Genomic DNA, 14,463 nt, shown 5'->3' with positions numbered 1-14,463 from the left:
TGGAAGAAGGCCTGCGCTTCGCGATCCGCGAAGGCGGCCGCACCGTGGGTTCGGGCGTGGTGGCGAAGATCCTCGACGTTTAAGCGATTGCGAAGGGGTATAGCTCAATTGGCAGAGCGTCGGTCTCCAAAACCGAAGGTTGTAGGTTCGATTCCTACTGCCCCTGCCACCTAGGGTGGCCTCGTCAAAACAAGCCCGTCATAGCCTGACGGGCTTCGGCGTCTCAAGAAGACGCGTTGGAATTGAAGGCCGCAAGGCCGCAGGAAATTAGCCCAAGATGGCCACTTCTCAAATCGAAACCGTGAGTACCGGCGCAGACAAGGCCAAGCTGGCCGTGGCTGTCGTGCTCGCGGTGGGCGCCATCGTGGCGTTCTATCTGCTCTCGCGCCAAGGTGCGCTCGTGCAGTGGGCCGCCTTGCTGGTGGGGCTTGCCGCCGCCGTCGGCGCGTTCGCAAGTTCGGAGAACGGTCGTCAGCTGTGGGCTTTCGGCCGTGATTCGTGGCGCGAGGTCAAGAAGGTCGTGTGGCCTACCCGCAAGGAAGCGATCCAGATGACGGCCTACGTGTTCGGCTTCGTCGTGATCATGTCCATCTTCCTTTGGCTCACCGACAAGACGCTTGAATGGGTGTTCTTCGACCTCATTCTGGGCTGGAGAAAATAATGACTGACGACGCTGTCGAAACCACGCCGGAAAGCACTTCCGTGCTGGCGCCTCCCGCCAACCCCGATCTGCGCTGGTACGTGGTGCACGCCTACTCCGGCATGGAAAAGGCCGTGGAGCGGAACATCCTCGAGCGCATCAACCGCGCCGGCATGCAGAGCAAGTTCGGCCGCATCCTGGTGCCGACCGAAGAAGTGGTCGAGATCAAGAACGGCCAGAAGCGCACCACCGAGCGCCGCTTCTTCCCGGGCTACGTGCTGGTCGAGATGATCATGGACGACGAAAGCTGGCACCTGGTGAAGCACACCAACAAGGTGACGGGCTTCGTCGGCGGCGCGAAGAACCGGCCGGCCCCGATCTCGCAGAAGGAAGTCGAAGACATCGTCAGCCAGATGCAGCAGGGCACCGAGAAGCCGCGCCACAAGGTCGAATTCGTCGTGGGCGAATTCGTGCGCGTCAAGGAAGGTCCGTTCACCGACTTCAACGGCACGGTCGAGGAAGTCAACTACGAGAAGAGCAAGGTGCGCGTGTCGGTCATGATCTTCGGCCGCGCGACGCCTGTCGAACTCGAATTCAGCCAGGTCGAAAAAACGTAAACAGGACGAAAACAAGGCCAGGTGCCCTGGCCTTGTACTTTTTTGGGTTTCTTGCTCCTCCGACTCGGCGGGGAACCTTCAGCAGAGAGTCGTCAACCCCGGGGAGCTGCGGCTGAACAAGCCAAGGCGTCATCACCCGCAAGGAGAAAAGCATGGCGAAAAAAATCGTCGGCTTCATTAAGCTGCAAGTGCCAGCTGGTAAAGCCAATCCGTCGCCGCCGATCGGCCCCGCACTGGGCCAACGCGGTTTGAACATCATGGAATTCTGCAAGGCGTTCAACGCGCAGACCCAAGGCGTCGAGCCGGGCCTGCCGCTGCCGGTGGTCATCACCGCGTTCGCCGACAAGAGCTTCACCTTCATCATCAAGACGCCGCCGGCGATCACCTTGATCAAGAAGGCCATCAAGCTCGAGAAGGGTTCCGCCCGTCCGCACACCGACAAGGTCGGCAAGATCACGCGCGCACAGCTCGAAGAGATCGCCAAGACCAAGATGAAGGACCTGACGGCAGCCGATCTGGATGCCGCGGTTCGTACCATCGCCGGCTCTGCCCGCTCGATGGGCGTGAATGTGGAGGGCGTGTAATGGCCAAGATCACCAAAAAGCAAAAAGCGCTGGCAGGCAAGGTCGACAGCAACAAGCTGTACCCGCTCGCCGACGCGATCGGCATCGTCAAGGAAGCTGCCACCGCGAAGTTCGATGAGTCGATCGACGTGGCCGTGCAGCTCGGCATCGATGCCAAGAAGTCGGACCAGGTGGTGCGCGGCGCCGTCGTGATGCCCAATGGCACCGGCAAGACCAAGCGCGTGGCCGTGTTCGCGCAGGGCGCCAAGGCCGAAGAAGCCAAGGCCGCCGGCGCCGACATCGTCGGCATGGACGACCTCGCCGCGATGGTGAAGGCCGGCGACATGCCCTTCGACGTCGTGATCGCTGCACCGGACGCGATGCGCGTGGTCGGTACGCTGGGCCAGATCCTCGGCCCCCGCGGCCTGATGCCGAACCCGAAGGTCGGCACCGTGACGCCCGACGTCGCAACCGCCGTCAAGAACGCCAAGGCCGGCCAGGTGCAGTTCCGCGTCGACAAGGCCGGCATCGTGCACGGCACGATCGGACGTCGCTCGTTCGACACCGACAAGCTGCAGGGCAACCTGGCGGCGCTGATCGAGGCGCTGGTAAAGGCCAAGCCGGCCACCAGCAAGGGTGTGTACCTGCGCAAGGTGGCCGTGTCGTCGACGATGGGCGTGGGTGTCCGCGTGGACACGCAGACCATCGCCGCACAGGCCTGAGTTTGTGAAGGATCTGCCCCATCGCCGGTCAAACGGCGGCGGGGCGATGTGGTGGGTCGGGGCTGCGTTCAAACGCTTTCCCGGGCCATCCAAGACCGCTGGTGTGCGGGGCAACCTGCACTTAATCGCCAGCGCAGATGGCGATCCCGCTGCAAGGAATCCATTTCCGAAACAGTTGGTCGCTGCATGAAGCGCGTCTCGAGGCTCCGGCCGAGGGACGCATTAAAAGGAGTAGACCTTGAGTCTGAATCGCAGTGAGAAAGAAGCGGTCATCAGTGATGTGACCAGCCTCGCCGCAAAAGCTCAAACGCTCGTGATGGCGGAGTACCGTGGCATCACGGTCGCCGACATGACCAAACTGCGCAACGATGCGCGCAGCAAGGCCGTGACCCTGAGTGTTCTCAAGAACACGCTGGCACGCCGCGCTGTCGCAGGTAGCTCGTTTGAGATCGTGTCCGACCAGATGACCGGTCCGCTGATCTATGGCTTCTCCGAAGACGCCGTGGCTGCCGCGAAAGTGGTGGCCGATTTCGCGAAAACCAACGACAAGCTGGTGATTCGCGGCGGTGCATTCGGTGGCAAGGCCCTGGACGTCGAGGGCGTGAAGCAACTGGCCAACATCCCTTCCAAGGAAGTGCTGTTGTCGCAGCTGCTGGGCTTGATGCAATCCCCGATCTCGCGCACGGCCCGTGTTCTGGCCGCGCTCGCCGAGAAGCGTGGTGGTGGCGAAGCACAGGCGGAAGCTCCCGCCGCAGAAGGAGTCGCGGCCTAAGCGCGCGACTTTTCACCCAACTTATTTAGGAATCAAAAATGGCATTCGATAAAGACGCATTTCTGACCGCGCTCGACAGCATGACGGTCCTGGAACTCAACGACCTGGTGAAAGCCATCGAAGAGAAGTTCGGCGTGAGCGCCGCAGCAATGGCCGCTCCCGCCGGCGCCGGCGGTGGCGCTGCTGCAGCCGTCGTCGAAGAGAAGACCGAGTTCAACGTCGTTCTGCTCGACGCAGGCGCGAACAAGGTGTCGGCGATCAAGGCCGTGCGCGAAATCACCGGCCTGGGCCTCAAGGAAGCCAAGGACCTGGTGGAAGCCGCTCCCAAGGCCGTCAAGGAAGGCCTGCCGAAGGCAGACGCCGAAGCCGCGAAGAAGAAGCTGGAAGACGCCGGCGCCAAGGTGGAACTGAAGTAATTCGGTCCTCCCGGAGGGCTGGAGTGTGCCGAAAGGCCCTCCAGCCTTTGCCGCTTTCAGAGCGCACCGGAAAAACGACTCTTCGAGTCCTCTTTCCAGTGTTTTCTGACCCCGACTGCAGAAGACCCCTTGGTTCGGGTGATGTGCAACGCATCACCGTCCGCCAGGGCTGGTAGTGGCCAGCCACCAAGGAGCGTGTGCTCAAGCACCCGACCAAGTCGCTGAAGATCTCAAGCTCCGGAGCTCTCATGGCCCAAACGTCCACGTACAGTTACACAGAACGCAAGCGCATCCGAAAGAATTTCGGTAACCGCGACAGCGTCGTCGAAATCCCCTACCTGCTGCAGATGCAGAAGGACGCGTACACCGCGTTCCTGCAAGCCGGCATCGCTCCCCAGAAACGTACCGTCGAAGGTCTCCAGGCCGCGTTCGACGCTGCCTTCCCGATCGTCTCGCACAACGGTTTCGTCGAGATGAAGTTCCTCGAGTACAACCTGGCGAAGCCGGCCTTCGACGTGCGCGAGTGCCAGACCCGCGGGCTGACCTTCGCCTCGGCCGTGCGCGCCAAGGTGCAGCTGATCATCTATGACCGCGAGTCCTCGACCTCGCAGTCGAAGGTAGTCAAGGAAGTGAAGGAGCAAGAGGTCTACATGGGCGAAGTGCCGCTCATGACCGACAAGGGCTCTTTCATCATCAACGGCACCGAGCGCGTGATCGTGTCGCAGCTGCACCGTTCGCCGGGCGTGTTCTTCGAGCACGACAAGGGCAAGACCCACAGCTCCGGCAAGCTCCTGTTCTCGGCCCGCGTGATTCCCTACCGCGGCTCGTGGCTGGACTTCGAGTTCGACCCGAAGGACATGCTGTACTTCCGCGTCGACCGCCGCCGCAAGATGCCGGTCACGATCCTGCTCAAGGCCATCGGCCTGAATCCGGAATCGATCCTCGCGAACTTCTTCGTGAACGACAACTTCCGCCTGATGGACAGCGGCGCGCAGATGGAGTTCGTCTCCGAGCGCCTGCGCGGTGAAGTCGCGCGTTTCGACATCACCGACAAGTCCGGCAAGGTCGTGGTCGCCAAGGACAAGCGCGTCACCGCGCGCCACACGCGCGAACTCGAGCAGACGGGCACCACGCACATCAGCGTGCCGGAAGACTTCCTGGTCGGCCGCGTGATCGCGCGCAACATCGTCGACGCCGATTCCGGCGAGATCCTGGCCAAGGCCAACGACGAGCTGACCGAAGCGCTCCTGAAGAAGCTGCGCGCCGCCGGCGTGCAGGACGTGCAGGCCATCTACACCAACGAGCTCGACCAGGGCGCGTACATCTCGCAGACCCTGCGCATCGACGAGACGGTGGACGAGTTCGCCGCCCGCGTTGCCATCTATCGCATGATGCGCCCCGGCGAGCCGCCGACGGAAGACGCGGTGCAGGCCCTGTTCCAGCGCCTGTTCTACAACCCCGACACCTACGACTTGTCGCGCGTCGGCCGCATGAAGTTCAACGCCAAGGTCGGCCGCGACGAGTCGACCGGCCCGATGGTGCTGACCAACGAGGACATCCTGGCCGTGGTCAAGATCCTGGTCGACCTGCGCAACGGCCGCGGCGAAGTGGACGACATCGACCACCTCGGCAACCGTCGCGTGCGCTGCGTCGGCGAACTGGCCGAGAACCAGTACCGCACCGGCCTCGCCCGCATCGAGAAGGCCGTGAAGGAGCGTCTGGGCCAGGCCGAGCAAGAGCCGCTGATGCCGCACGACCTGATCAACAGCAAGCCGATCTCGGCCGCGCTGAAGGAATTCTTCGGCGCCTCGCAGCTGTCGCAGTTCATGGATCAGACCAATCCGCTGTCCGAGATCACGCACAAGCGCCGCGTCTCGGCCCTCGGCCCGGGCGGCCTGACGCGCGAACGCGCCGGCTTCGAAGTGCGCGACGTGCACGTCACGCATTACGGCCGCGTGTGCCCGATCGAAACGCCTGAAGGCCCGAACATCGGCCTGATCAACTCGCTGGCGCTCTACGCGCGCTTGAACGAATACGGCTTCATCGAGACGCCGTACCGCCGCGTGATCGACGGCAAGGTCACGAACGAGATCGACTACTTGTCGGCCATCGAAGAAGGCAAGTACGTGATCGCGCAGGCCAACGCCGCGCTCGACAAGGACGGCCGCCTCACGGGCGACCTGGTGTCGGCGCGCGAAACCGGCGAATCGATCCTGGTGTCCGCCGAGCGCGTGCAGTACATGGACGTGTCGCCGGCGCAGATCGTGTCGGTGGCGGCTTCGCTGGTTCCGTTCCTGGAGCACGACGACGCGAACCGCGCGCTGATGGGCGCCAACATGCAGCGCCAGGCGGTGCCGGTGCTGCGCCCCGAAAAGGCTTTCGTCGGTACCGGCATCGAGCGCGTTTCCGCGGTCGACTCCGGCACCGTGGTCACGGCCACCCGCGGCGGCATCGTCGACTATGTCGACGCCACCCGCATCGTGGTGCGCGTGAACGATGCCGAAGCGGCGGCGGGTGAGGTCGGTGTCGACATCTACAACCTGATCAAGTATCAGCGTTCGAACCAGAACACCAACATCCACCAGCGCCCGATCGTCAAGCGCGGCGACAAGATCGCCAAGGGCGACGTGGTGGCCGACGGCGCATCGACCGACCTCGGCGAACTGGCCCTCGGCCAGAACATGCTGGTCGCGTTCATGCCCTGGAACGGCTACAACTTCGAAGACTCGATCCTGATCAGCGAAAGAGTCGTGGCCGAAGACCGCTACACCTCGATCCACATCGAGGAACTGGTGGTGATGGCGCGCGACACCAAGCTGGGCGCCGAGGAAATCACGCGCGACATCCCGAACCTGGCCGAGCAGCAGCTCAACCGCCTGGACGAATCCGGGATCATCTACGTCGGCGCCGAAGTGCAGCCCGGCGACACGCTGGTCGGCAAGGTCACGCCCAAGGGCGAAACCACGCTGACGCCTGAAGAGAAGCTGCTGCGCGCGATCTTCGGCGAGAAGGCTTCCGACGTGAAGGACACCTCGCTGCGCGTCGACCAGGGCTCGCAAGGCACCGTGATCGACGTGCAGGTGTTCACCCGCGAAGGCATCACGCGCGACAAGCGCGCCCAGCAGATCATCGACGACGAGCTCAAGCGCTTCCGCCTCGACCTGAACGACCAGCTTCGCATCGTCGAAGCGGACGCCTTCGACCGGATCGAGAAGCTGCTCGTCGGCAAGGCCGCCAACGGCGGGCCGAACAAGCTGGCCAAGGGCACCAAGCTCGACAAGACGTACCTCTCGTCGATCGAGAAGTTCCACTGGTTCGACATCCGTCCGGCCGACGACGATGTGGCATCGCAGCTCGAGTCGATCAAGAACTCGCTCGAGCAGACGCGCCACAGCTTCGACCTCGCGTTCGAAGAGAAGCGCAAGAAGCTCACGCAGGGCGACGAGCTGCCCGCGGGTGTGCTCAAGATGGTCAAGGTCTACCTGGCCGTCAAGCGCCGCCTGCAGCCCGGCGACAAGATGGCCGGCCGTCACGGCAACAAGGGTGTGGTGTCGAAGATCGTTCCGGTCGAAGACATGCCCCACATGGCCGACGGCACGCCGTGCGACATCTGCCTGAATCCGCTGGGCGTGCCTTCGCGGATGAACGTGGGCCAGGTGCTCGAAGTGCATCTGGGCTGGGCCGGCAAGGGCATCGGCCAGCGCATCGGCGACATGCTGCAGGCAGAGGCCAAGGTGGCCGAGTTGCGCAAGTTCATGGACCAGCTCTACAACGGCTCGGGCCGCAAGGAAGACCTCAGCAAGCTGAGCGATGCCGACGTGCTCGAGATGGCCGGAAACCTGTCGACCGGCGTGCCCTTCGCGACCCCCGTGTTCGACGGCGCTTCGGAAGAAGAGATCCGCGGCATGCTCAAGCTGGCCTATCCGGACGAGATCGCCAAGGCCAAGGGCCTGACCGACACCCGCACGCAGGCCTATCTGTTCGACGGCCGCACCGGCGACCAGTTCGAGCGTCCGGTCACGGTCGGCTACATGCACGTGCTCAAGCTGCACCACCTGGTGGACGACAAGATGCACGCCCGCTCGACCGGCCCGTACAGCCTGGTCACCCAGCAGCCGCTGGGCGGCAAGGCGCAGTTCGGCGGACAGCGTTTCGGCGAAATGGAAGTGTGGGCGCTCGAAGCCTACGGCGCCGCCTACGTGCTGCAGGAAATGCTGACGGTGAAGTCCGACGACGTGCAAGGCCGTACCAAGGTGTACGAAAGCATCGTCAAGGGCGAACACTCGATCGAAGCCGGCATGCCGGAATCGTTCAATGTGCTGGTCAAGGAAATTCGTTCCTTGGGCCTCGACATTGAACTGGAACGTTCATAAGCAGACAAGGAAAGAGTCACATGAAGTCATTACTCGACCTGTTCAAGCAATTCACGCCGGACGAGCATTTCGATGCCATCCGCATCGGCATGGCTTCGCCCGAGAAGATCCGTTCGTGGTCCTTCGGCGAAGTCAAGAAGCCTGAGACCATCAACTACCGGACCTTCAAGCCCGAGCGCGACGGTCTCTTCTGCGCCAAGATCTTCGGCCCGATCAAGGACTACGAGTGCCTGTGCGGCAAGTACAAGCGCCTGAAGCACCGCGGCGTGATCTGCGAGAAGTGCGGCGTCGAAGTCACGCAGACCAAGGTGCGCCGCGAGCGCATGGGTCACATCGACCTGGCAGCGCCCTGCGCCCACATCTGGTTCCTGAAGTCGCTGCCCTCGCGTCTGGGCCTTGTGCTCGACATGACGCTGCGCGACATCGAGCGCGTGCTGTACTTCGAAGCCTACGTGATCACCGACCCCGGCATGACCCCGCTGAAGAAGTTCGGCATCATGTCCGAGGACGACTACGACGCGAAGCGCAAGGAATACGGCGACGAGTTCATCGCCAAGATGGGCGCCGAAGGCATCAAGGACCTGCTGATGGGCATTGAGCTCGACAGCGAGATCGAGAAGCTGCGCGGCGACCTGACCGGCTCCGAAGTCAAGGTCAAGAAGAACTCCAAGCGCCTCAAGGTGCTGGAAGCCTTCCGCAAGTCGGGCATCAAGCCCGAATGGATGGTGCTCGACGTGCTGCCCGTGCTGCCGCCGGACCTGCGTCCGCTGGTGCCGCTGGACGGCGGCCGCTTCGCGACCTCCGACCTGAACGACCTGTACCGCCGCGTCATCAACCGCAATTCCCGCCTGCGCCGCCTGCTCGAGCTGAAGGCGCCGGAAATCATTGCGCGCAACGAGAAGCGGATGCTGCAGGAAGCCGTCGACAGCCTGCTGGACAACGGCCGCCGCGGCAAGGCCATGACGGGCGCCAACAAGCGCGCGCTCAAGTCGCTGGCGGACATGATCAAGGGCAAGAGCGGCCGCTTCCGCCAGAACCTGCTGGGCAAGCGCGTCGACTACTCGGGCCGTTCGGTCATCGTGGTCGGCCCGACGCTCAAGCTGCACCAGTGCGGCCTGCCGAAGCTGATGGCGCTCGAGCTGTTCAAGCCCTTCATCTTCTCGCGGCTCGAAGCCATGGGCATCGCCACCACCATCAAGGCGGCGAAGAAGGAAGTCGAATCCGGCACGCCGGTGGTGTGGGACATCCTGGAAGAGGTGATCAAGGAACACCCGGTGATGCTGAACCGCGCACCGACCCTGCACCGCCTCGGCATCCAGGCCTTCGAGCCGATCCTGATCGAAGGCAAGGCGATCCAGCTGCACCCGCTGGTTTGCGCTGCCTTCAACGCCGACTTCGACGGCGACCAGATGGCCGTCCACGTGCCGCTGTCGGTGGAAGCGCAGATGGAAGCCCGCACGCTGATGCTGGCCTCCAACAACGTGCTGTTCCCGGCCAGCGGCGAGCCCTCCATCGTGCCTTCGCAGGACGTGGTGCTGGGCCTCTACTACACGACCCGCGAGCGCATCAACGGCAAGGGCGAAGGCCTGATCTTCTCCGACATCGGTGAAGTGCAGCGCGCGCTCGACGCCAACGTGGTCGAGCTCACCGCCAAGGTCAGCGTGCGCATCACCGAGTACACGAAGGACAAGGAATCGGGCGAGTTCACGCCCAGGACCGAGCTCGTCGATACGACCGTGGGCCGCGCGCTGCTGTCCGAGATCCTGCCCAAGGGCCTGCCGTTCTCGAACATCAACAAGGCGCTGAAGAAGAAGGAAATCTCCAAGCTCATCAACGTCTCGTTCCGCAAATGCGGCCTGAAGGAGACCGTGGTCTTCGCCGACAAGCTGCTGCAGAACGGCTTCCGCCTGGCGACCAAGGCCGGCATCTCGATCGCCATCGACGACATGCTGGTGCCGGCCGAGAAGCACGGCATCATCGAGCGCTCGGCCAAGGAAGTGAAGGAGATCGAGCAGCAGTACGTCTCGGGCCTGGTGACTTCCGGCGAGCGCTACAACAAGGTGGTGGACATCTGGGGCAAGGCCGGCGACGAGGTGTCGAAGGTCATGATGGCCAAGCTCTCGAAAGAGAAGGTCACCGACCGCCACGGCAAGGAAGTGGAGCAGGAGTCCTTCAACTCCATCTACATGATGGCCGACTCCGGTGCGCGCGGTTCCGCCGCGCAGATCCGCCAGGTCGCCGGCATGCGTGGCCTGATGGCCAAGCCCGACGGCTCCATCATCGAGACGCCCATCACCGCGAATTTCCGCGAAGGCCTGAACGTGCTGGAGTACTTCATCTCCACCCACGGTGCCCGAAAGGGTCTGGCTGATACCGCGCTGAAGACCGCGAACTCCGGCTACCTGACGCGCCGCCTGGTCGACGTGACCCAGGACCTGGTCGTGATCGAGCAGGATTGCGGTACGCACGAAGGCGCAGCGATGCGCGCGATCGTCGAAGGCGGCGAGGTCATCGAGTCGCTGCGCGAGCGCATCCTCGGCCGTACCGCGGCCGAAGACATCCTGCACCCCGAAACGCATGCCGTGCTGGCCAAGGCCGGCGACATGCTCGACGAGGACGTGATCGAAGTGCTGGAAGCCGAAGGCGTCGACGAAGTCAAGGTGCGCACGGCACTCACCTGCGCGACCCGCTTCGGCATCTGCGCCAAGTGCTACGGCCGCGACCTCGGCCGCGGCGGCCTGGTCAACAACGGCGAGGCGGTCGGCGTGATCGCCGCCCAGTCGATCGGCGAACCCGGCACGCAGCTGACGATGCGCACCTTCCACATCGGTGGTGCGGCTTCGCGTGCGGCGGTGGCTTCGAGCGTCGAGGCCAAGTCCAACGGCGTGATCGGCTTCAACGCCACGATGCGCTACGTGACCAACAGCAAGAACGAGCTGGTCGTGATCGCGCGTTCGGGCGAGATCGTCATCCATGACGAGCACGGCCGCGAGCGCGAGCGCCACAAGGTGCCGTACGGCGCGACGCTGGCGGTCAAGGCCGACCAGCAGGTCAAGGCCGGCCAGGTGCTGGCCAACTGGGATCCGCTGACGCGCCCGATCATCACGGAGTTCGCCGGCAAGACCAAGTTCGAGAACGTCGAGGAAGGCCTCACGGTCGCGAAGCAGGTCGACGAGGTCACGGGCCTGTCGACGCTGGTGGTGATCGATCCGAAGCGCCGCGGCGCGGCCAAGGTCGTGCGTCCGCAGGTGAAGCTGGTCGACGCCACGGGCAATGAGGTCAAGATCCCCGGCACCGACCACTCGGTGACCATCGGCTTCCCGATCGGTGCGCTGGTGCAGGTGCGCGACGGCCAGGACGTGGGCCCCGGCGAGGTGCTGGCGCGCATTCCGGTCGAAGGCCAGAAGACCCGCGACATCACCGGCGGTCTGCCGCGCGTGGCCGAGCTGTTCGAGGCGCGTTCGCCGAAGGACAAGGGCATGCTGGCCGAGATGACCGGTACCGTGTCGTTCGGCAAGGAGACCAAGGGCAAGATCCGCCTGCAGATCACCGACCCCGAAGGCAAGGTCTGGGAAGACCTGGTGCCGAAGGAGAAGAACATCCTGGTGCACGAGGGCCAGGTGGTGAACAAGGGCGAAAGCGTGGTCGACGGCCCGGCGGATCCGCAGGACATCCTGCGCCTGCTGGGTTCCGAAGAACTCGCGCGCTACATCGTCGACGAAGTGCAGGACGTGTACCGCTTGCAGGGCGTGAAGATTAACGACAAGCACATCGAGGTGATCGTTCGCCAGATGCTGCGCCGCGTCGTGGTCGAGAACCCGGGCGACACCAACTACATCGCCGGCGAACAGGTCGAGCGCAGCGAAATGCTCAACACCAACGACGCCCTGCGCGCCGCTGACAAGCTGCCCGCCACTTTCACCAACCTGCTGCTCGGCATCACGAAGGCCTCGCTCTCGACCGACAGCTTCATCAGCGCCGCATCGTTCCAGGAAACGACGCGCGTGCTGACCGAAGCCGCGATCATGGGCAAGCGCGACGAGCTGCGCGGCCTGAAGGAAAACGTCATCGTCGGCCGCCTGATCCCCGCGGGCACCGGCATGGCGTACCACCAGGCGCGCAAGGTCAAGGACGCGATGGACGAGGCCGAGCGCCGCGCGATCGCCGAGGCGGAAGCCGCAGACTTGGCTGCCAGCCCTTCGACCGACGATGCGACCACGGCCGACGCCAGCGAAGGCGCCGCGACCGAATAAATAACTGGTTAGCATCACCGGCATGACCGGTACCCATCGCCCCCCTTCCGCCCGCGGATGGGGGGCTTTTTCATGAGCGACATGCCCGATTCCCTGCCGTACTGGATCCTCGGCGCGGTGGTGCTGTTCTGGTTCGTCGGTGCCTACAACCGCATCGTGCGCCTGCGCTCGGCGGCGCTGCAGGCCTATGCGGCGCTCGACGCGGCGCTGGTGCGGCAACTCGATTTCGTGCAGGCGCGCGTCGCCGAGGCGCCGCCTGCGCAGGCAGTGACCGAAGGCGCCCCGGCCGACGCCTCGCTGCAGGCGGCCGCCGGCCAGCTGGTGACCTTGCTGGCCGCCGCGCGTCTCAAGCCGCTCGATCCGGCCGGCATCGCTGCGCTCGCCACCGCCTTGCATGTCATGCTCGGGGCCTGGCAGCGGCTGCATCCCGATGCGGTGGTCAGTTTCGAGGCCGACGGTACCCTGTCGCGACCCGCGCCGCTCGCTGCCAGGGAAGACGCGGCCGCCGGCTCGGCGCCGATCGCCTGGCCCGAGCCCTCGGCCGCGGCCGAAATCGCCCGCAACCAGTTCAACCTGGCCGTGGCGCAATACAACGCGGCGATCGCGCAGTTCCCAGCGCTGCTGGTGGCGTGGATCATGCAGCTGCGACCGGCAGCGCCCTTGCGCTGATCCTGCGTTTTTTCTCATCGACACCAAGTTGGCAGACCTTCCAGACTCCCTCCGCGCTCCGTCGCCCGTTTCGCCGCCCCTGTGGCGGCAGTTGCAGCTCACCGCCGTCGCGCTCGCCTCGATCCGCAGCGGCGTCTCGGGCTCGGTGGCCTTCGAGGCCGTCGATCCGGCCTTGCGGCCGGGCGTCCAGGCGCTGGGCTTCCAGGTGCTGCGCTGGCTCGGCCGGGCCGAGGCCCTGCGGCGCCAGCTGGCCAGGCGTACGCCGCCGCCGGCGGCCGATGCCTTGCTCTGCACCGCGCTCGCGCTGGCCTGGGATGCCGCGCTGTCGCCCTACGAGCCCTTCACGCTGGTCGACCAGGCCGTCGAGGCCGCCAAGCGCAATCCCGGCACGCGGGCCCAGGCCAGCTTCATCAATGCCTGCCTGCGCCGCTTCCTGCGCGAACGCGACGAACTGGTGGCGGCCACCGAGCGCGAGCCGGTGGCGCAATGGAACCATCCGCGCTGGTGGATCGAGCGCCTCAAGCGCGACCATCCGCGCGACTGGCAACGCGTGCTGGCGGCCGACAACACCCAGGGGCCAATGACGCTGCGCGTCAACACGCGCAAGACCGATGTGGCCGGCTACCGGCACGCCCTGGAAGCCGTGAACCTGCAGGCCTTTCCGGTGGCGGCCAGCGGCCTGCAACTGCTGGGCGCCCGGCCGGTCCAGGCCCTGCCGGGCTTTGCCGATGGCGAATGCTCGGTGCAGGATGCGGCGGCCCAGCTAGCCGCGCCGCTTCTGCTCGAAGGACTGCAAGGCGCCGCGCCGCTGCGGGTGCTCGATGCCTGTGCGGCACCGGGCGGCAAGACTGCCCACCTGCTCGAAGTCGCGGGGCCGGAAGCGATCGAGCTCACGGCACTCGAAATCGACGCCGCGCGCAGCCGGCGCATCGACGAAACATTGACCCGGCTCGGCCTGGCTGCCAAGGTCCTCGTCGCCGATGCCGCGCGGCCGAAAGCGTGGTGGGACGGCCGGCTCTTCGACGCCATCCTGCTCGACGCGCCCTGCACGGCCTCGGGCATCGTGCGGCGCCATCCCGACGTGCGCTGGCTGCGGCGCGAGAGCGACACCGAGCAGCTGGCGCTACAGCAGGCGATGCTGCTGGCCGCCCTGTGGCCGCTGGTCCGGCCGGGCGGACGTTTGTTGTACTGCACCTGTTCGGTCTTTCGCGAAGAGGGCGCGCACCAGATCGATGCGTTCCTTGCGCACAACACCGACGCCCGTTTGCTGCCCTCGCCGGGGCATTTGCTGCCGCAAAGCGGGGGGATTGCCCGTGGCGTCCCGGACAATGCCTTGGGTGATCACGACGGATTTTTCTACGCCTTGCTCGAAAAAGAGCCGCGCTGAACGGCGCGGCCCGGCCCGGCTCGCCGCGCTGGGGCTGCTCGCTCTCCTTCT

The 14,463-nt window shown here is 64.9% G+C and carries 11 protein-coding genes and 1 tRNA gene; all 12 read left to right on the top strand.

Annotation, left to right across the window (positions count from 1 at the left end; genetic code table 11):
* Positions 1–83 (top strand): EF-Tu C-terminal domain-related protein (locus tag AC3A6B_RS27555; RefSeq protein WP_487839816.1); only part of this gene is annotated, 83 nt, incomplete at its 5' end.
* Positions 84–93: 10 nt separating this feature from the next.
* A tRNA-Trp gene (locus AC3A6B_RS27550) sits at positions 94–169 on the top strand.
* 108 nt (positions 170–277) lie between these two features.
* A complete protein-coding gene (gene secE, locus AC3A6B_RS27545; RefSeq protein ID WP_487839814.1) occupies positions 278–661 on the top strand; it encodes a preprotein translocase subunit SecE in 384 nt (127 codons plus the stop codon).
* Positions 661–1,257 carry a transcription termination/antitermination protein NusG gene (gene nusG, locus AC3A6B_RS27540; protein WP_487839813.1) on the top strand — a complete coding sequence of 199 codons (597 nt, stop codon included), beginning with the start codon at positions 661–663 and terminating at the stop codon, positions 1,255–1,257. Before secE ends, nusG begins: the two co-directional genes overlap by 1 nt.
* Before the next feature lie 152 nt (positions 1,258–1,409).
* Entirely contained in the window at positions 1,410–1,841 is a 432-nt protein-coding gene (gene rplK / locus AC3A6B_RS27535; protein WP_028252759.1) for a 50S ribosomal protein L11, read from the top strand.
* On the top strand, positions 1,841–2,542 hold the full coding sequence (gene rplA, locus AC3A6B_RS27530; protein ID WP_214697663.1) for a 50S ribosomal protein L1: 702 nt from the start codon (positions 1,841–1,843) through the stop codon (positions 2,540–2,542). Before rplK ends, rplA begins: the two co-directional genes overlap by 1 nt.
* A gap of 238 nt (positions 2,543–2,780) precedes the next feature.
* Positions 2,781–3,314: a 50S ribosomal protein L10 gene (gene rplJ / locus AC3A6B_RS27525; RefSeq protein ID WP_093111295.1), complete on the top strand. Its 534-nt coding sequence runs from the start codon at positions 2,781–2,783 to the stop codon at positions 3,312–3,314.
* A gap of 38 nt (positions 3,315–3,352) precedes the next feature.
* Positions 3,353–3,730, top strand: a complete 378-nt coding sequence (rplL, locus tag AC3A6B_RS27520; RefSeq protein WP_093111297.1) for a 50S ribosomal protein L7/L12 — start codon at positions 3,353–3,355, stop codon at positions 3,728–3,730.
* A gap of 248 nt (positions 3,731–3,978) precedes the next feature.
* Entirely contained in the window at positions 3,979–8,103 is a 4,125-nt protein-coding gene (rpoB, locus tag AC3A6B_RS27515; protein WP_487839812.1) for a DNA-directed RNA polymerase subunit beta, read from the top strand.
* A gap of 20 nt (positions 8,104–8,123) precedes the next feature.
* A complete protein-coding gene (gene rpoC, locus AC3A6B_RS27510) occupies positions 8,124–12,356 on the top strand; it encodes a DNA-directed RNA polymerase subunit beta' (protein ID WP_487839811.1) in 4,233 nt (1,410 codons plus the stop codon).
* 81 nt (positions 12,357–12,437) lie between these two features.
* Positions 12,438–13,025, top strand: coding sequence for a LemA family protein (locus tag AC3A6B_RS27505; protein ID WP_487839810.1), 588 nt, complete (start codon positions 12,438–12,440; stop codon positions 13,023–13,025).
* A gap of 28 nt (positions 13,026–13,053) precedes the next feature.
* The gene (gene rsmB, locus AC3A6B_RS27500; protein WP_487839809.1) at positions 13,054–14,412 is read left to right on the top strand and encodes a 16S rRNA (cytosine(967)-C(5))-methyltransferase RsmB; all 1,359 of its coding nucleotides are present in this window, start codon (positions 13,054–13,056) and stop codon (positions 14,410–14,412) included.
* Positions 14,413–14,463: the final 51 nt, after the last annotated feature.

This window comes from Variovorax sp. Soil_C_33 (assembly GCF_057656935.1).
Note: the sequence above shows the minus strand (reverse complement) of the source record. Positions and strands in the feature narration are given on the sequence as shown.

Bases quoted from the DNA above. Each gene is read 5' to 3' on its own strand.
- rplL (WP_093111297.1), top strand. From the start codon at position 3,353: ATGGCATTCGATAAAGACGCATTTCTGACCGCGCTCGACAGCATGACG.
- rpoB (WP_487839812.1), top strand. From the start codon at position 3,979: ATGGCCCAAACGTCCACGTACAGTTACACAGAACGCAAGCGCATCCGA.
- rplA (WP_214697663.1), top strand. From the start codon at position 1,841: ATGGCCAAGATCACCAAAAAGCAAAAAGCGCTGGCAGGCAAGGTCGAC.
- secE (WP_487839814.1), top strand. From the start codon at position 278: ATGGCCACTTCTCAAATCGAAACCGTGAGTACCGGCGCAGACAAGGCC.
- AC3A6B_RS27505 (WP_487839810.1), top strand. From the start codon at position 12,438: ATGCCCGATTCCCTGCCGTACTGGATCCTCGGCGCGGTGGTGCTGTTC.
- rpoC (WP_487839811.1), top strand. From the start codon at position 8,124: ATGAAGTCATTACTCGACCTGTTCAAGCAATTCACGCCGGACGAGCAT.
- nusG (WP_487839813.1), top strand. From the start codon at position 661: ATGACTGACGACGCTGTCGAAACCACGCCGGAAAGCACTTCCGTGCTG.
- rplK (WP_028252759.1), top strand. From the start codon at position 1,410: ATGGCGAAAAAAATCGTCGGCTTCATTAAGCTGCAAGTGCCAGCTGGT.